Origin of the sequence: Magnetospirillum molischianum DSM 120 (assembly GCF_000294655.1) — a bacterium.
Lineage (GTDB): Bacteria > Pseudomonadota > Alphaproteobacteria > Rhodospirillales > Magnetospirillaceae > Phaeospirillum > Phaeospirillum molischianum.
The window spans coordinates 143,103-159,271 of sequence record NZ_CAHP01000001.1 but is presented as its reverse complement, the minus strand read 5'-3'; the positions used below and the strand labels follow the sequence as shown (position 1 = coordinate 159,271).

The window sequence follows — 16,169 nt, the reverse complement described above, 5'->3', positions numbered from 1 at the left end:
AGAGTGAGACGGACACCACATCCTTATCCATACCCGATGAGGCATTATCTTTATGCGCATTTTCGGGTCTGGGCATAGAGCGATACCATACCCGATGTATAGGAGAGATCTTCTTAAGATAGAGATCTCCCGCTGGTATGGATGATACGGTCTTGGGGGGGATGGGATGTCAATCAAAAGTTTTGTATCGACCTGTCTGGCCGCTGTCAGCGCCTTTCTGGTCATTACCGCAATACTTTTACTTGCTGAAAATTGGCATGATTTTCACGCATCTAGAGAAGCGGGAGATCTGGTTGACCTGCTGGGGGCGGCAACCCAGGTTTCTGAAGCCTTGGCACCCGAACGTGGCGCGACCAATGTTGCACTGGACGGCGATGCGGCCTCTCGCAAGGTTCTGACTGAAACCCGTGCCAGAGTCGATGCGGCGTTCGAGCGCATCACACGGATTTCCAAAGACTCCTCGGCACCCGAATTTCACGATGCCATCGACAAACTGATGAAGATCCGGGCCGAGGTGAACGTCTGGCGGAGCAAGGCCGACGCCCTCATGGGAGGCGACCATGAAAAAACCGACGCCTTCCGCAAGGACTACCTTGAGGCGATGTACACCATGCTGCACACGGTCGGCCGGAGTAATGCCAGAATCGAACGCAGATTAAGCGTCCTGGATGCCGAGGTTGCCTATCCGGCCGCGCTGGCGACGGCCACCTGGAACCTCCGCGATCAGGCCGGGCGTCTCTCGACGATATATACCGTCGCCATCACCTCAGGCAAACCGTTCTCGCCCGAGACCATGCAAGAGGTCGATACAACCCAGGGCCGTATGCGCCAATTGTGGGAACATATAAGTGAGCAGGCCGGTTCCCCCGAAAGCCCCGCCATCCTGCGCGGGGGCGTAGAAAAGGTCGATGCTGGATTCTTTGCCCAGTTCAAGCCGCTGCGCGACCGCGTGGCGAAGGCTGCGATGAGCGATGGCGCCTATGACCTGGATCAGGCCGAGTGGCGACGACTCAGCTCCCCGATGCTGCAATCGATCATGCTGATGCGCGATGCCGCCATTGAGGAAGCCGCACGCACCGCAACAGAGAATCATGCCCACGCCGGACGCAACCTGTTCTTCGTCGGTCTGCTCCTCAGCGCAGCGGCAGTGACCCTGACGATAGCTGTGCTTGGCATCAATCGCCGCGTCATCGTCCCACTGGCTCGCCTGACCAGCGTTATCGACGAATTCGCCTCGGGTTCGCGCGATTTTGTCGTTCCCTATGCCGACCGCAACGACGAGACCGGACGGATGGCAAAGGCTATCGAGATTCTCCGTGACAAGGCCCGCGAGACGGACAAACTCGCCCAGCAGGAAGCCGCCGCCGCCCGCACCCGTGACGAGCGCCGCCAGCGGGTCGAGACGGTTACCTCCGGCTTTGTCGAATCGATCGACACGGTGGTCGGCGGGGTCTCGAACGCCATCAATGGCCTGCGCACCGCGACCGAAACGCTGTCGGCGACCTCGGCCACCACCACCGAGCAATCAAGCGTCGTCGCCACCGCCGCCGACAATGCCAGCAGCAACGTCCAGACCGTTGCCGCCGCCGCCGAGGAACTCTCGAACAGCATTCAGGAAATCTCGCGCCGGGTGACCGAAACGGCGGCGGCGATGAACAGCGCCGTTCAAGAGGCAGAAAGCACCAGCGCCACAGTCCGCGGCCTGGCCGACGCGGCACGGCGGATCGGCGACGTTGTAAGCCTGATTACCGACATCGCGTCACAGACCAACCTGCTGGCGCTGAACGCGACAATCGAGGCCGCCCGCGCGGGCGAGGCGGGCAAGGGTTTTGCCGTCGTCGCCGGAGAGGTCAAGACACTGGCCAATCAGACCGCGCGAGCCACCGACGACATCCAGGCCCAGGTCGCCGAGATTCAGGCCGAAACCGACCGGGCGGTCAACGCCATCATCGGCATCAGCAATACCATCGCCACCGTCAACCAATATACGATCGGCATCGCTTCGGCGGTCGAGGAACAGGGAGCCGCAACCCAGGAAATCGCCCGCAACGTCCAGCAGGCGGCCCAGGGCACCTCGGAAGTATCGAACTCGATCGCACGGGTGTTGGAAGCCGAACGGGCCACCGTCAACGCCGCAAGCGAACTGACGGCCCTGGCCGATCGACTGAACGGGGAAAGCGCCCGTTTGCGCCACAATGTCGGCGAGTTCGTCACCGAGGTCAAAAAGGGCTAAATCCGCGCCGCCCCCGGCACCGCCGGGGGCCAACGGCCCGGTCAAAGCGGTTTATCCTTGACTCTCCGCCGATCATCAGTATTGTGCGCCCCCTGACGTCCAAATCGGTAACTTCGTTCGGGATTATCGCCATGGCTAAGCCTGCCACCATCCTCATCAAGCTGTTGAGCACCGCCGGGACGGGCTTCTTCTATGTGGCGAAGAAGAACCCGCGTAAGACGACCGAGAAGCTTGAATTCCGCAAGTACGACCCGGTCGTGCGCAAGCATGTCCAGTTCAAGGAAGCCAAGATTAAGTAGTGGCTTTCGAAACGGACGATTCCAGAAGGGCGCTGCGTTAGCGCCCTTTTTGCTGTTTGTATGCCCGCTCTGCTTCCAGACCAGTTGAAGCCACTCGGGCCAGGGGGGTATCCTTCAGACTCCGTTAATTTCCTTGGGGCGTTTGTTTGTGCGTGCGTATCGGTCGTCTCGGCACGCGGTTACAACCACCGCCATCGCCATTGCAGCCCTGATCTGGGTCGGCGGCGCTCTCTGGCTGTGGAACGATCGGGTCGCGACGTTACAAGAAGCGCGCAACGAACTGGGGCGGATGAGCATTAGTGTGGCCGAACATGCCCACCGCCTGCTCTCGCTGTCCGATCTGTTTCTTGAATCGGTCAAGCCGATCGCGATTGACCCCCAGCCCACTCCAAACGATCTCGCTCTTATCGCCCGACTCACCAGTCTGCTGCGTCAAGACGCCTCGCTAACCGGCCTCGCGACGGTCGATAAGCAACATATGCTGCACGTCATCAATGGTGCACCCTCACAGCCTCCTGTCTATGTCGGCGACCGCCCCTTTGTTGCGGAAGCGCAAGTCGGCAGGATGGTCGCATCGCCCCCGGTCAAAAGCCGACTCTCCAACCGCTGGCTGTTACCGCTGGTCCACGGCATCGACGGGTCCGTAAGTTCGATCTCTCTTCTGATGGCCGGGGTCGATATCCCCGCCCTGGAACGTCATTACGACACGATCCGCCATAGCGTCGGCGGCGCGATCACTCTGTTGCGCGATGACGGCACCGTTCTGGCCCGCTCCCCGTCCCCCTCGGACGAAGAGCGGGTCCAAACCCTAACCGGAGCCCCTCTCTTCAATACTGTAAACTGGCGCGGGGAAAGAGATGGCCATTTCGAAGGCCCCTCCCCCTTCGACGGAATCTGGCGACTGGGTGCCTATAAACGGATCGAGCCATTTAATATCGGTGTCGTGGTCTCGCTGGCTCGCGACGCGGCGCTGGAACCGTGGTGGCGCCGGGTCCGGCTGGTGCTGGCGGGATCTGTCCTGGTCTCGCTGGCGATCGCTGTCGGCACCTGCCTGATTCTGCGTCTGCTAACCTCGCTCCAGGCAGAAGCCTTAACCCTGGAAAACCGGGTCCACGACCGCACCCGCGCCCTGAAGCTCCTGCTGAATCGGCGCGAGCAGTTCCTGGCCGGCGTGTCGCATGAACTGCGCTCCCCGCTGAACGCAATCCTCGGCTTTTCCGAAGCCCTGCTGATGGGTATCCGCGGCCCGATCCCAACGGAACAGGCTGACTATCTGCGCGACATTCATCGTTCGGGCCAGCATCTGCTGGCCCTGGTTAACGATCTGCTCGATAGCGCGGCGATTGACGCGGGCAGCCTGCGGCTCGATGAAAGCACCTTCGCCGCCAGCGACATTATCGAAGAAACGATACGGCTGATCTCGCAATCCGCACAATTGCGCAACATCACCGTAACGACCCGGATCGATCCACCCGACTTAACTCTGCATGGCGACCGCCGCCGCCTGCTGCAAGCCGTACTCAACCTGTCCGTCAACGCGGTCAAATATGGCCGTCAGGGAGGGCGGGTTGAAATCAGCGCCGAAATCGAGCCAACGGGAGACTGTCTCCTGACGATTGCCGATGACGGCGAGGGGATCAGCCCCGAAGATCTGCGCCTCGCCCTGGCCCCGTATGGCCGGGTTGAACACCACACCGCCACCAACGCGGAACGCTCGAACGAGGGCACCGGCCTCGGCCTGCCGCTCTCGATCGGCATCGTCGAACTGCATGACGGAACCCTGACGCTGCACAGCGAACCGGGTCACGGCACCCAAGCCGTCATTCGCCTGCCGTCAAAACGGGTCAGGCTCGCGGAACAACCGGTCGATACAACCGAACCTAATCTTCCTGTTCGAGCGACGTGACGTAACGCAACCCGTCCAGCGCGGTCGAAAACCAATCCTCGCGGGTTTCATCCTCGGCGCAGACCAGATAGGCCGGGCGGCGGAATTCTGGAACGCCGCTTACCTCGAACAATCGTCCGGCGGCCAGATGCGGCCGGGCCACCCGCATCGGAAAATAGCCGGTGCCGCCATGGGCAAGGATGTGCTGCAACCCCATGGCCCCCAACCCCACCGACACGGCGGGAGTCTTGAGGTCGGGAAATGCCTGGCTGTGGGCGGCACGGAAATCCGGCCCCCAATCGACCAGAACATAATCGTCGTCCCATTCCTGGGCAGTGCGGCGACGAGTCGAAACCAGGACCAGCCGCTCATCGACCAGCTTTTCGATGTGAAGACCGGGACGGCTGGTCGGCGAGTACATCACGCAAACATCCAGCAATCCCTCGATCAGCTTGCGCATCAGACCATCGGACAGACCGACCTCGACTCTGAGCGCGACATCGGGCATCGCGGTCCGCATCCAGGGAATCCACTGCACCAACAGCCGATCCCACAGCGACACTTCACCACCCACCGTCAGCACGGTGCGGAAACCGGGCGGCAACGCCAGTTCCTGCCGAGCCTGCTCCCACACCCGGACCATCGTGGTGGCATAGCGGCGGAAGTGCATTCCGGCGGCGGTAAGCTGAGTTCCTGATTTCGAACGGACGAACAAAGGCCGTCCCAGTTCGTCCTCCAGCGCCTTGATCCGCATGCTGACGGTCGATTGAGTCACAGACAGGCGTTCGGCAGCCTTGTTGAAGTTGCCGGTATCGACGATTTCAAGAAAAGTACGGGCGAGTTCGATATTCATGGCGGTTCCGGTGCGCGCTGACGGGTGCCGCGCTGCAAAATCGCCTGAGTTCTACCTGAAGCGGAGAGCAGCATCAACCGCTCGACCGGATCACATCAATTATCTTGATGGATAGGATGCCCCATTTCCGCCCCCCTCCCCGCCGGGACGGAAAGGGGGCGGAACATCGGTCTGATCGATCAGACTTCGGCGGCGGCACCTGAGTTGGCGCGCGTCTTGACGTCGCCACGCTGGCGAGCCGCGTAATCCTTCAACTGGCGTTCAATAGAGTCGAACGCTTCACGCAGAGCGACGAAGATGTCCTCGTTCTCGTGGATGTCCTTGGGATCGCGCTTCACCACCAGATCGGCGCCCGGCACGGCAAGGCTGACACGAATATGGAAAGGTTCGCCCTTGCGGTGGAGGTTCGACGTATTGCGATGATGGACCTCGATCACCACCCGACACGAGGTGATCCGATCGGAAATGACCTGGAGCTTGGTTATCTTCTCGCGGATACGGGTCTCAACGGCGTCGGAATGATCAATACCGTGGAAAGTGATCTGGAGGGGAATCTGCATTAACGTCTCCATTGTAATCGGTAACGTACCCGTCCTACCGCACTTGGCTCGCGGCACCCGTGAGCGGGAGCGGGAGCCCCCGCAAGGAACGCCGAGACGTCCTTTTGGGATGAACCATTGTTTCGGAGAATCGACACACTTGCAACCTTCGCCCGCTCGCCGCATATCAGGTCGCCTCGAGTTTTATCACTTTTACGGAGACGTTCCCCCATGGCCGAAGAAAAGCGGCAATTCCAGGCGGAAGTCGGCAAGCTGCTCGACATCGTCGTTCACTCGCTTTATTCGAATAAAGAGATCTTTCTGCGCGAACTGATCTCCAACGCCTCGGATTCCTGCGACCGGCTGCGTTATGCCGCGCTGACCCGTCCTGAGTTGCTGGCCGATGACGGCACCGGATTCCGCATCCGACTGATCCCCGATGCCGAGGCGGGCACCCTGACCATTGCCGATAACGGCCTGGGGATGGATCACGACGAACTGGTCGCCAATCTTGGCACCATCGCGAAGTCCGGCACGTCCGAATTCCTGAGCCGACTGACCGGCGATTCCCGCAACGACGTCAGCCTGATTGGTCAGTTCGGCGTCGGCTTCTATTCCGCCTTCATGGTCGCCGACCGGGTTACCGTCGCCTCACGCAAGGCGGGCGAAGACGCGGGCTGGTGCTGGAGCTCTGACGGCAAGGGTGAATTCACCGTCGCCCCCGCACCGGACGCCGAACGGGGTGCCGCCATCACCCTGCATCTGCGCGAGGACAGCCGCGAATTCCTCGAAGCCTTCCGACTGAAGACAGTGGTGAAGCGCTATTCCGACCATATCGCCATCCCGGTTCTGCTGAAGGACGGCGACAAGGACGAAGAAGCGATCAATTCCGCCAGCGCCCTCTGGACCCGGCCGAAATCCGAGATCACCCCGGAGCAGTACAAGGAATTCTATCATCACGTCGCTCACGCTTTCGACGAGCCGTGGGCAACCCTGCATTACAAAGCCGAAGGCGCGATCGAATATACCGGCCTTCTGTTCCTGCCCTCGACCAAGCCGTTCGACATCTTCAACCCCGATCGCAAGCAGCATGTGAAGCTGTATGTCCGCCGGGTGTTCATCACCGACGATTGCGAAGAGTTGCTGCCGCCTTATCTGCGTTTTGTACGGGGCATCGTCGATAGCCAGGATCTGCCGCTGAATGTCAGCCGCGAGATGCTCCAGCACAACCCGATTCTGGCCAAGATCCGCACCGGACTGGTCAAGCGCATCCTGGGCGAACTGAAGCGCAAGGCCGAGGCCGAGGACGGCGATTACCTCACCTTCTGGGACACCTTCGGCGCGGTGCTGAAGGAAGGTCTGTACGAGGATTTCGAGCGCCGTGAGGATATCCTCGACCTGTGCCGCTTCCGCACCACCGCCTCGGACGGCTGGGTGTCGCTGGCCGAGTATCTGGGCCGGATGAAAGAGGGACAGGAAGCGATCTACACCATCGCCGGCGACGACCTCGCCGCCCTCAAGAAAAGCCCGCAGTTGGAAGGCTTTGCCGCCAAGGGCGTCGAGGTTCTGTTGCTGACCGATCCGATCGATGAGTTCTGGGTCTCTTCAGTCGGCGATTATAAGGACAAGCAATTCCGTTCGGTCGCGGCCGCCGGGGGCGACCTGTCGAAGGTCAAGACTGACGAAAATTCCGATGAACCCAAGGCCGATGAAGCCCCCACCGACGAGATCGCGACCCTGATCGAAGCGGTCAAGCTGGCACTGGGCGACAAGGTGAAGGACGTCCGTGCCTCGGAACGCCTGACCGAATCCGCCGTCTGCCTCGTCGCCGCCGAGGGCGAGATGAGCATGCATCTGGAAAAGCTGCTGCGCGCCCATCGGCAGGTCGAAGCCGAACGGCCCCGCATCCTCGAACTCAACCCTCGCCATGCCTTGATCAAGGGGCTGGCCCATCGGGTCAAGACCGGCGGCACCGGACCTCTGATCGAGGACATTGCCGCCCTGCTGTTCGATCAGGCGCGCATCGTCGAGGGCGAGCCCCCGGCGGACCCGGCCGCCTTTGCCCGCCGTCTGGTCGGGGTGATGGAAAAGGGTCTGGGAGCCTAGATGATCCGTCGCACATTGCTTCGGCGAGGAGCATAAAACCGAAACCGGGGCGGAAGACCTCTTCCACCCCGGACTCGGATTGAACGACGAATGAACAGGGGATACGGGCGGAAGCCGGTATCCCCTGTTTTACATATAGGGTGCGGGATCGGACAAACCGGCGTCGGCAAAGCCCTTCAGCCGAAGGCGGCAGGAATCGCACTGACCGCAAGCACGGCCTTGAGGATCGGGGTCGTAGCAGGTCGAGGTGATCGAATAATCGACCCCCAGGGCAAGACCCTGGCGAATGATGTCGGCCTTGCTCAGATCGATCAGCGGCGTGTGCAGGGTCAACCGCCGCCCCTCGACCGCCGCCCGCGTCGCGAGATTGGCCATCGTCTCGAATGCCTGGATGTAATCCGGGCGGCAATCGGGATAGCCGGAGTAATCGACGGCGTTGACACCCAGAAAGATATCGGCGGCATCGATCACTTCGGCGAAAGCCAGGGCGAACGACAACATGATGGTGTTCCGCGCCGGAACATAGGTGACCGGGATCTGGCCGTCGGACATCTCGTCCTCGTCGCGTCCCTTGGGAACGTCGATATCGGCGGTCAGGGCCGATCCGCCGAACACCCGCAGATCGATGTCGGCGATACGATGGTCGGCGACACCCTGGGATGCGGCGACACGGCGGGCCGCGTCGATCTCGACGGCGTGGCGCTGACCGTAGCGGAAGGTCAGCGCGGCCGGACGGAACCCCTGGGCGCGGGCGATCGCCAGCACCGTGGAGGAATCGAGGCCACCAGAGAGCAAGACAATGGCGGGACGGTCGCTCATCGCGGCCTCCTTACAACGTGAAGTGCTGGGAAAGGAAGGCATCGATCTCGCTCTCGGGCCAGCCCTTGGCCTTCAGTGCCGTGCGCACCCCGGCGATATCGACGTTGGGCCATGTGTGGCAGCTTTCGACGGTCTGCCGCCCGACATCGACGATCCGAAAATCATAGGGACGCCGCTCGCTCTGGAACACGTCGTAGGCCAACACCTGATCGATCTGGTTATCGGGCAGGAAGGTGAGGATACGCGGCTTGATTTCGTACAGCCGTTCGGGGCTGTCGATCAGCTCGGCTCCGGCGATGATCAGTTCGTCGCCCTTCTGACAGGTGCGGGCGGCCGCGCCGTTCAGCACGCAGCAGCGCGACCCCGGTTCGCCGAAAATGACATAGGTGGAGATGCGGGCGGCCGAATTCTTGTTCCAGATTTCGACGAATTCCATCGGATAAAGGCCGGCCTGCTCACACTGTTCGGGGTCCAGGGTGATCGAACCGTGGTAGTTCAAATCGGCATTAGTAACGCGAATGCCGTGCAGCTTCGCGCGGATGACCTTCATCATGGGGCACCGGAAATAACGGGGAATGACAAGCAGCAGACGTAAACGCACATCCCTCGGTTCCGCAACATCTTAATTGCGGTCGGGGGGCGGATCGATTCGCCGCTTGACGCCCCTGCCATGGCTGTCGTTTGCTAACCCTATCTTTTCCTGGCAGGAGCCCGCCTTATGTCCGCACCAGCCGTGCCCAGCGCGGAGCCGGTCACCGGAACGCGCCAATTGGTTGAGGCTTTGGAGGCCGGATGCAAGCCGAAAGAGGCTTGGCGTATCGGAACCGAACACGAAAAATTCGGCTTTACCCTCGAAGATCTGAAGCCGCTTCCCTATGAGGGGCCGCGCGGCATCAAGACAATGCTGAACGGTCTGACCGCCCTGGGCTGGCAACCGATCGCCGAGGACGGCAACGTCATCGCCCTGACCGACTCGCAGGGCGCATCGGTAACGCTGGAGCCGGGCGGACAACTTGAACTGTCCGGCGGGCTGATGGAGACCCTGCACCAGACCGCCGATGAGGTCACCGCCCACCTGGAACAGGTCAAGTCCGTGGCCGAGCCGCTGGGGATCGGCTTCCTTGGCGTCGGGTTCCAGCCCAAATGGCGGCGCGAGGACATCCCATGGATGCCAAAGGGCCGCTATGACATCATGGGCCGCCACATGCCTCGGGTCGGGTCCAAGGGGATCGACATGATGTTGCGGACCTGTACCGTGCAGGTCAATCTCGACTTCGCCTCCGAATCCGACATGGTGCGCAAGCTGCGCGTGTCATTGGCGCTACAGCCGATTGCTACCGCCCTGTTCGCCAGTTCGCCCTTTATCGAGGGCCGCCCCTGCGGATTGCTGTCAGCCCGCGCCGACGTCTGGACCGACACCGATCCGGCCCGCACCGGCGGGTTGCCGTTCGCCTTCGACGAAGGGATGGGATTCGAACGCTACGTCGATTGGATGCTCGACGTACCGATGTACTTTGTCTACCGCAACGGCCGCTACATCGATGCCGCCGGGCAAAGCTTCCGCGATTTCATGGAAGGCCGACTCCCGGCGCTGCCGGGCGAGTTGCCGACCCAGGGCGATTGGGCCGACCATCTCACCACCGCCTTCCCCGATGTGCGGCTGAAGAAGTTCCTGGAGATGCGCGGTGCCGATGGCGGACCGTGGCGGCGTCTGGTGGCGCTGCCCGCGCTGTGGACCGGGTTGCTGTATGATTCCATCGCGTTAGACGGGGCTTGGGAATTGGTCAAGACCTGGACCGCCCAGGATCGCGAGGCCCTGCGCGTGGACATCGCCCGCCAGGGCCTGGACACCCCGATTGCTGGACGGACGGCCCGCGACATCGCCATCGACATGCTGGTACTGGCCGCCGATGGGCTGCACCGCCGCGACCGCCGCACAGAATCCGGTCGGGACGAAAGTATTTATCTTGCGCCGCTTGAAACCATCGCTCGAACTGGCTGTACTGCCGCCGAGGAGATGCTTGAGGCCTTCACCGATCGGTGGGGTGGCTGCGTCGATCCTCTCTTTTCCGAATATGCCTACTAAATAAGGACAGCTTCATGACCGTTTCCTGCGGCTCGCTCGACGAGGTGCGCGCCAACATCGACCGCCTTGACCGCATCATCGTGCCGCTGTTGGCCGAACGGGCGGGTTATGTCTCCCAGGCCGCCGGGTTCAAGCCGACTCGCGGTGCCGTGGTCGATGTCCCCCGCATTGAAGACATCATCGTCAAAGTCCGCGCCCTGGCCGTGGAGGCAAACACCGATCCGGCGCTGATCGAACGGATCTATCGGGCGTTGATCGAATCTTATATCGCGTTCGAGGATGGAATCTGGGCCCACACCCATTCCGCTCCCTAGCTGGTCCTGTTCAAGCGGGAACGGATCAAAAGACGGTGCGCAGGCACATTCACAGCGTCAGACTAGGCGGGAAAGACTTTCGAATGAAGCGGATGATGAGACGTGCTTTTTCCTGGGGTCTTGTCGCCATTATCGGCGGCGGCATCCTGATCTCTTCCGAAGCGGCATCAAGCGCCGAGGGACAGCCGCAGAGCAACAGCCCACCCGCAGCCGTTTCGTGCGACTCGCTCGACGAAGTACGCACCAATATCGACCGGATCGACCGGATGATCGTGCCGTTGCTGGCTGAACGGGCGGCCTATGTCGCCCAAGCGACGAAGTTCAAACAGACCCGAAGCGAGGTCGTCGATGTGCCCCGCATCGAACGCATCATCACCAAGGTCCGCGCCCTGGCAGAAGAACGCGGTGCCGACCCGGCCCTGATCGAACGGATTTACCGGGCGATGATCGAGTCTTATATCGCCTTCGAAGATGGAATCTGGGCCCGCACCAACACCGCGCCCTGACACTCCCCGCTCGACCGGAGCCGCGCGTTCGTCACCCCAACACCACGACAGATTATTACAGTAAGAGGCCGGGCCGAAGTGCCCGGCCTCTCTTTTTTCGCAATCTTGGATAAGTTTTTTCCCTACCCGAAAACTACCCTCTTGGTTGGGAATAAAATTATATTAATTATTGTTAAGCCTTTAAACATTTGATTTAAAAAGAAAATTCATCATCAATAAAGTCATCAAAAATACTACTTTGTTAAATAAGGGGAATTATGTCCGAATCATGTCGGAAAACCGCAATCGACAGCGAACACGACAATTCCGTATTGCATCGTCGGTTGGGTTCAAAATGCCATCGGGCAGGAAGGGCATTCGAATGAAACGAATGATGAGTTATCTTTATTTCTGGGTTCTCGTTGCTATTATATGTGGCGGTACTCTTGGCTATTTTGAACCGTCGATAGGCGTCAGTTTGAAGCCGCTGGGTGACGGCTTCATCGCGCTTATCAAGATGCTGATCAGCCCGGTGATCTTCTGTACGGTGGTTCTCGGTATCGCTGGTGCCGGCGACATGAAGAAGGTCGGCCGAGTCGGCGGCAAGGCGCTTCTGTACTTCGAGGTGGTCTCTACCCTGGCGCTGATCATCGGCCTGGTGGTGATGAACCTCATTCGTCCGGGCGACGGCTTCCACGCCGACCCCAGCCAGCTCGACGCCAAGGCAGTGGCGAAATACGCCAAGCTGGCCGAAGAGCAGACCACGGTCGATTTCATTCTCCACATCATCCCGAAGACGATGTTCGACGCCTTCACCGCCGGGGGCGATCTGCTTCAGGTCCTGCTGGTGGCGATTCTGTTCGGCTATGCGATGAGCAAGATGGGTTCGGCGGGCCAGGGCGTTCATCGCTTCATCGAAGAATGCTCGCACATCTTCTTCGCGATGATGAACAGCATCATGAAGCTGGCTCCGATCGGCGCTGGCGGCGCGATGGCCTTCACCATCGGCAAGTACGGCGTCGCCGCCCTGAAGCCGCTGGCCGCGCTGATGGGCAGCTTCTACCTGACCTGCTTCCTGTTCGTAGTGATCGTGCTCGGATTGATCGCACGGGTGACTGGGTTCAGCATCTTCAAGTTCATCGCCTACATCAAGGAAGAGCTGCTGACCGTTCTCGGCACCTCGTCCTCGGAATCCGCGCTGGTGCCACTGATGGCCAAGCTGGAAAAGATGGGCTGCTCGAAGCCGGTGGTCGGTCTGGTCGTTCCCTCGGGCTATTCGTTCAATCTGGACGGCACCAATATCTACCTGACCATGGCCGCCCTATTCGTCGCCCAGGCGCTCGACATCGAGCTGACGCTGGGACAAGAGCTGACCCTGCTGGGCGTTGCCATCCTGACCTCCAAGGGCGCTTCCGGCGTCACCGGAGCGGGCTTCATCACCCTGGCCGCCACCCTGGCGGTGGTTCCCTCGGTGCCGGTAGCCGGTCTTGCCCTGATCCTCGGCATCGACCGCTTCATGTCCGAGGCCCGCGCCCTGACCAACTTCATTGGCAACGGCGTCGCCACCGTGGTGGTGTCGAAGTGGGAAAAGGAACTGGACATGAAGCAGATGAAGGCCACACTCGGCTAATATCGGACTTCGCCCCAACGCAAACCGGGGAGGCAATCGCCTCCCCGGTTTTTGTTTGGCCGGACCACACCGGCATCACGAAGAACGCGTCCACGAAAAAGGGGGAGACGAAACCGCCTCCCCCCTTCTTTTCGTCCGATGATCGGCCGTAACGAAGCCTATTCGTCGTCCTCGACAAACAGGTGACCGGCACGGCCGTGAACGTAGCCGTTCGCGAACTGGACGCCGGGACAGAGACCGGCCAGTTGGTCCTCGGCCTCGGCAACCGCCATCCGCCCATCCAGCACGGCGCGGAACAAGCCAGAGACCGCAACCATATCGACGTTCTGCGGCCACAAGCGGAAGCGCGACACGCCCCGAGCTCGCAACGAGACCAGATCGGGCAGCAGATCCATATAATGGGACGACATCGTTTGAGTCCCGTTGACCGCCAGGAACGGGATTTCGTCCAGGGTCTCGACCTCCATGCCGTCGGGATCGTCGGCACAGACGTACTGGCAGGCATCCTTCGTCAACTGACGGGCGCGGGCGGCATAGCAACGGGCGGAAATCGCCAGCGGCAGACGCCCAAACGCCTGGATCTCGATCTCGGACTTGGCGGCAGAGGCCAAAGCGGCGATGGCGTCGCCCGACAATTCGGCGGGCAAACAGACGCGGATTGCACCCATCGATTCGAGAGCCGCCAGGGTGCCTTCGTTATAGATGTTGAGCAAAGCTCCGGCGACGAACGGACGCCCGGCGGTGATCGCCGCGACCGAAATGTCGTTCGCCTCGACCAGAACCTCGGCATCGCTGGCGAGGCTACGGGCGGCGGCCATCTCGCGCTCGCTCATGATCAGAGCCAGCGACGACAGAACCACTTCCTTACCGGCGGCCTGAAGCCGCTCCACAACAGGGGCGATATAAGGTTCAAAGAAGGGAGTGCGCTTGGAACAGACGACTTCGCCGACATGCACCGTATCGACTGGTGCTTCGTCAGCGATCCGAAAGTAGAAATCGCGCAGGGTTTCGGGCTTCCAGTTGAACAGGACTGGCCCCATGGTCAGTTTTGCCGTCATAATCAGCGCCACGCCTTTTCATAGGCTCCGGTGGTCTGCTTGCCACCCTCAGTAATACGATCGAGATCGATATCGGGCAGGCTCTTACCCGCCATCACCGCATCGACACCATCCCGGAACGCCTGAACCACAGCCGAGACATAGGCACGGCCACGCTGGCGCCCTTCGATCTTGAAGGCGGTGACGCCCGCACGGATCAGGTCGGGCAGAATCGCCAGGGTGTTGAGCGAAGTCGGCTCTTCGAACAGATAGCTCGCCTTGTCATTCGCGATGAAGCGGCCCTTGCACAGGGTAGGATACCCGGCCGGTTCGGTATGAGCGAACTTGTTGATGGTGAAGCCGCCCAGTTCCGAGGTGATCCCCTCGCTGGTCTCGGTATAGCGGACATCGCAAGCCGGAGAGCAGGCACCGTTGATGTTGGGCGATTGTCCGGTGGCATAGGACGACAGAGCGCAGCGACCTTCGGCCATCACGCACAGACCGCCGAACACAAACACTTCGGTCTCGATCGGAGCGATCCGGCTGTTGACCTCGGCGATTTCCTGGACCGTCAGCACACGAGGCAGAACAACCCGCTTGATGCCATAGCGTTCGACGTAGAAGCGGATCGCATCGGGATTCGACGCTGCCGCCTGCACCGACAGATGCAGCCGCAAATTAGGATGATGACGGGCGGCATGGTCGATCAGGCCGATATCGGCCAAAATCACCCCATCGGCCTTCAGCGAGTCACAGTCGGCCACCGCCTGATGCCAGACTTCGGGCCGACCGGCGCGGGGGAAGGTATTGACCGCGACCAGAACCTTGGCACCCCGGCCGTGGGCATAGTCGATCCCCTCGGCCATCTCACGGCGACTAAAATTAAGGCCGGGAAAATTGCGGGCGTTGGTTTCGTCCCGGAAGCCGATATAGACGCAATCGGCACCAGCATCGATCGCGCTTTTCAGCGCCGCCGGAGTTCCGGCGGGACAAACCAATTCGGGACGTGTCAGCGGCGCGGGGGCGGGCTGTGCGGTTGTCATATTTAGGCGACTCCTCCACGACGGGCTGCTTTGCGCAGGACCTTCAACTCGGCTTCGAGTTGGGTAATCCGTGCGTTATGAGCATTGGAATCCTTGACCGCGGGGGCGATCAAGGCGGTCCGTAGGGTTTCGATATCGTCTTGAATCCGACCCAGCAGATCGACGGCGGCCGAGGCGCAGGTCCGGAACGGGCGGGCCAGCGGTCCAAGTTCGGCGCTGATGTCGTTAATCAGATCGATTCCGGCACCGTCGATGGCGTTGCGGAGCGCAACCACCACCTCGGTATCGCCTTCGATCACCAACCGCCGGGTAAAGAACAGCGCATCGCCATCGACCTTGCCTTCCGCCAGGGCTAGCAGCACATCGAGCGGGCCGTGGATCGTGGCGGCGACTTCCTGCGGGTCAATCTCGCGCCGCACCGTCAGGCGGGGATCGTCGGGATTCGGGTCCAGCAGAATCACAAACGGCAGATCGACCGGATTGATGCAGACCGGCTTGGACGCATAATCCGCCATGCGGTCGAGGATATCCGGATGGCGGCGGCGCAGCATTTTCAACACACCATCGAACACCGGCTGCAACAGCGCGGGACGAACCGGCTTTAACGCCATCCCCAGCAGCAACACCGGAGAAAACGGCGGCTGGACCGGTTTGACGTTGCCGCGGACTTGCCCTGGCCTCATGGTTTTGACCTCTCCCGACTGTGAGCGACTCCGACACATCCTGCGGGTCATATTCCCCCTGATCGGCGGAAGTCAAGCGACGCCCGCTTTTCGGCGGACCGATTACCCCTCGGGAACCGGGCGTCAGCGTTGACAGGAGCCAGAGCGGCCTCTATCT

Annotated in this window: 15 protein-coding genes; 8 read left to right on the top strand and 7 right to left on the bottom strand. The window is 61.1% G+C overall.

Translation table 11 applies throughout. The features are described 5' to 3' along the window. The first annotated feature begins 166 nt into the window (after positions 1–166). From PHAMO_RS00710 to PHAMO_RS18220, 3 genes are all read left to right on the top strand, one after another. On the top strand, positions 167–2,233 hold the full coding sequence (locus PHAMO_RS00710; protein WP_002725391.1) for a methyl-accepting chemotaxis protein: 2,067 nt from the start codon (positions 167–169) through the stop codon (positions 2,231–2,233). A gap of 131 nt (positions 2,234–2,364) precedes the next feature. Further along, positions 2,365–2,532, top strand: a complete 168-nt coding sequence (gene rpmG / locus PHAMO_RS00705) for a 50S ribosomal protein L33 (protein WP_002725389.1) — start codon at positions 2,365–2,367, stop codon at positions 2,530–2,532. A gap of 148 nt (positions 2,533–2,680) precedes the next feature. Continuing rightward, positions 2,681–4,438 carry an ATP-binding protein gene (locus PHAMO_RS18220; RefSeq protein WP_002725386.1) on the top strand — a complete coding sequence of 586 codons (1,758 nt, stop codon included), beginning with the start codon at positions 2,681–2,683 and terminating at the stop codon, positions 4,436–4,438. On the opposite strand, the gene PHAMO_RS00695 is transcribed toward PHAMO_RS18220, so the two are convergent. After that, positions 4,413–5,270, bottom strand: coding sequence for a LysR family transcriptional regulator (locus PHAMO_RS00695; RefSeq protein ID WP_002725384.1), 858 nt, complete (start codon positions 5,268–5,270; stop codon positions 4,413–4,415). The two genes, PHAMO_RS18220 and PHAMO_RS00695, sit on opposite strands and share 26 nt — an antisense overlap. 179 nt (positions 5,271–5,449) lie before the next feature. After that, positions 5,450–5,830 carry an HPF/RaiA family ribosome-associated protein gene (locus tag PHAMO_RS00690; protein WP_002725382.1) on the bottom strand — a complete coding sequence of 127 codons (381 nt, stop codon included), beginning with the start codon at positions 5,828–5,830 and terminating at the stop codon, positions 5,450–5,452. A gap of 210 nt (positions 5,831–6,040) precedes the next feature. On the opposite strand from PHAMO_RS00690, the gene htpG reads away from it, so the two are divergent. After that, complete coding sequence (htpG, locus tag PHAMO_RS00685; RefSeq protein WP_002725380.1) at positions 6,041–7,915, top strand: molecular chaperone HtpG; 1,875 nt, start codon at positions 6,041–6,043, stop codon at positions 7,913–7,915. Between the two features lie 129 nt (positions 7,916–8,044). Here the strand turns inward: htpG and queC are convergent, their stop codons facing one another. Both queC and PHAMO_RS00675 read right to left on the bottom strand, forming a co-directional pair. Next, a complete protein-coding gene (queC, locus tag PHAMO_RS00680; RefSeq protein WP_002725378.1) occupies positions 8,045–8,734 on the bottom strand; it encodes a 7-cyano-7-deazaguanine synthase QueC in 690 nt (229 codons plus the stop codon). A 10-nt stretch (positions 8,735–8,744) separates the two neighbouring features. Beyond that, positions 8,745–9,287 (bottom strand): aspartate 1-decarboxylase, encoded by a 543-nt coding sequence (locus PHAMO_RS00675; RefSeq protein ID WP_002725376.1) that lies wholly within the window; start codon positions 9,285–9,287, stop codon positions 8,745–8,747. Between the two features lie 165 nt (positions 9,288–9,452). Here PHAMO_RS00675 and PHAMO_RS00670 point away from each other — a divergent pair, with 165 nt between their 5' ends. The 4 genes from PHAMO_RS00670 to PHAMO_RS00655 all read left to right on the top strand — a co-directional run bounded on the left by PHAMO_RS00670 (position 9,453) and on the right by PHAMO_RS00655 (position 13,249). Next, the gene (locus PHAMO_RS00670; RefSeq protein ID WP_002725375.1) at positions 9,453–10,820 is read left to right on the top strand and encodes a glutamate--cysteine ligase; all 1,368 of its coding nucleotides are present in this window, start codon (positions 9,453–9,455) and stop codon (positions 10,818–10,820) included. A gap of 14 nt (positions 10,821–10,834) precedes the next feature. Continuing rightward, positions 10,835–11,134, top strand: a complete 300-nt coding sequence (locus tag PHAMO_RS00665; RefSeq protein WP_002725373.1) for a chorismate mutase — start codon at positions 10,835–10,837, stop codon at positions 11,132–11,134. A gap of 92 nt (positions 11,135–11,226) precedes the next feature. Then, positions 11,227–11,640: a chorismate mutase gene (locus PHAMO_RS00660; RefSeq protein ID WP_235720761.1), complete on the top strand. Its 414-nt coding sequence runs from the start codon at positions 11,227–11,229 to the stop codon at positions 11,638–11,640. 361 nt (positions 11,641–12,001) lie between these two features. Beyond that, the gene (locus tag PHAMO_RS00655; protein WP_002725369.1) at positions 12,002–13,249 is read left to right on the top strand and encodes a dicarboxylate/amino acid:cation symporter; all 1,248 of its coding nucleotides are present in this window, start codon (positions 12,002–12,004) and stop codon (positions 13,247–13,249) included. Positions 13,250–13,407: 158 nt separating this feature from the next. On the opposite strand, the gene ubiV is transcribed toward PHAMO_RS00655, so the two are convergent. The 3 genes from ubiV to ubiT are packed head-to-tail and all read right to left on the bottom strand — an operon-like array spanning position 13,408 to position 16,012. Then, on the bottom strand, positions 13,408–14,307 hold the full coding sequence (gene ubiV, locus PHAMO_RS00650; RefSeq protein WP_002725367.1) for a ubiquinone anaerobic biosynthesis protein UbiV: 900 nt from the start codon (positions 14,305–14,307) through the stop codon (positions 13,408–13,410). A gap of 2 nt (positions 14,308–14,309) precedes the next feature. Next, positions 14,310–15,329 carry a ubiquinone anaerobic biosynthesis protein UbiU gene (gene ubiU / locus PHAMO_RS00645; RefSeq protein ID WP_002725365.1) on the bottom strand — a complete coding sequence of 340 codons (1,020 nt, stop codon included), beginning with the start codon at positions 15,327–15,329 and terminating at the stop codon, positions 14,310–14,312. A gap of 2 nt (positions 15,330–15,331) precedes the next feature. Continuing rightward, complete coding sequence (gene ubiT, locus PHAMO_RS00640) at positions 15,332–16,012, bottom strand: ubiquinone anaerobic biosynthesis accessory factor UbiT (protein ID WP_002725363.1); 681 nt, start codon at positions 16,010–16,012, stop codon at positions 15,332–15,334. Positions 16,013–16,169: the final 157 nt, after the last annotated feature.

Excerpts from the sequence above, each read along its gene's own strand:
- PHAMO_RS00710 (WP_002725391.1), top strand. The coding sequence starts at position 167 with ATGTCAATCAAAAGTTTTGTATCGACCTGTCTGGCCGCTGTCAGCGCC.
- rpmG (WP_002725389.1), top strand. The coding sequence starts at position 2,365 with ATGGCTAAGCCTGCCACCATCCTCATCAAGCTGTTGAGCACCGCCGGG.
- PHAMO_RS00695 (WP_002725384.1), bottom strand. The coding sequence starts at position 5,270 with ATGAATATCGAACTCGCCCGTACTTTTCTTGAAATCGTCGATACCGGC.
- PHAMO_RS00690 (WP_002725382.1), bottom strand. The coding sequence starts at position 5,830 with ATGCAGATTCCCCTCCAGATCACTTTCCACGGTATTGATCATTCCGAC.
- htpG (WP_002725380.1), top strand. The coding sequence starts at position 6,041 with ATGGCCGAAGAAAAGCGGCAATTCCAGGCGGAAGTCGGCAAGCTGCTC.
- queC (WP_002725378.1), bottom strand. The coding sequence starts at position 8,734 with ATGAGCGACCGTCCCGCCATTGTCTTGCTCTCTGGTGGCCTCGATTCC.
- PHAMO_RS00675 (WP_002725376.1), bottom strand. The coding sequence starts at position 9,287 with ATGATGAAGGTCATCCGCGCGAAGCTGCACGGCATTCGCGTTACTAAT.
- PHAMO_RS00670 (WP_002725375.1), top strand. The coding sequence starts at position 9,453 with ATGTCCGCACCAGCCGTGCCCAGCGCGGAGCCGGTCACCGGAACGCGC.
- PHAMO_RS00665 (WP_002725373.1), top strand. The coding sequence starts at position 10,835 with ATGACCGTTTCCTGCGGCTCGCTCGACGAGGTGCGCGCCAACATCGAC.
- PHAMO_RS00660 (WP_235720761.1), top strand. The coding sequence starts at position 11,227 with ATGATGAGACGTGCTTTTTCCTGGGGTCTTGTCGCCATTATCGGCGGC.
- PHAMO_RS00655 (WP_002725369.1), top strand. The coding sequence starts at position 12,002 with ATGAAACGAATGATGAGTTATCTTTATTTCTGGGTTCTCGTTGCTATT.
- ubiV (WP_002725367.1), bottom strand. The coding sequence starts at position 14,307 with ATGACGGCAAAACTGACCATGGGGCCAGTCCTGTTCAACTGGAAGCCC.
- ubiU (WP_002725365.1), bottom strand. The coding sequence starts at position 15,329 with ATGACAACCGCACAGCCCGCCCCCGCGCCGCTGACACGTCCCGAATTG.
- ubiT (WP_002725363.1), bottom strand. The coding sequence starts at position 16,012 with ATGAGGCCAGGGCAAGTCCGCGGCAACGTCAAACCGGTCCAGCCGCCG.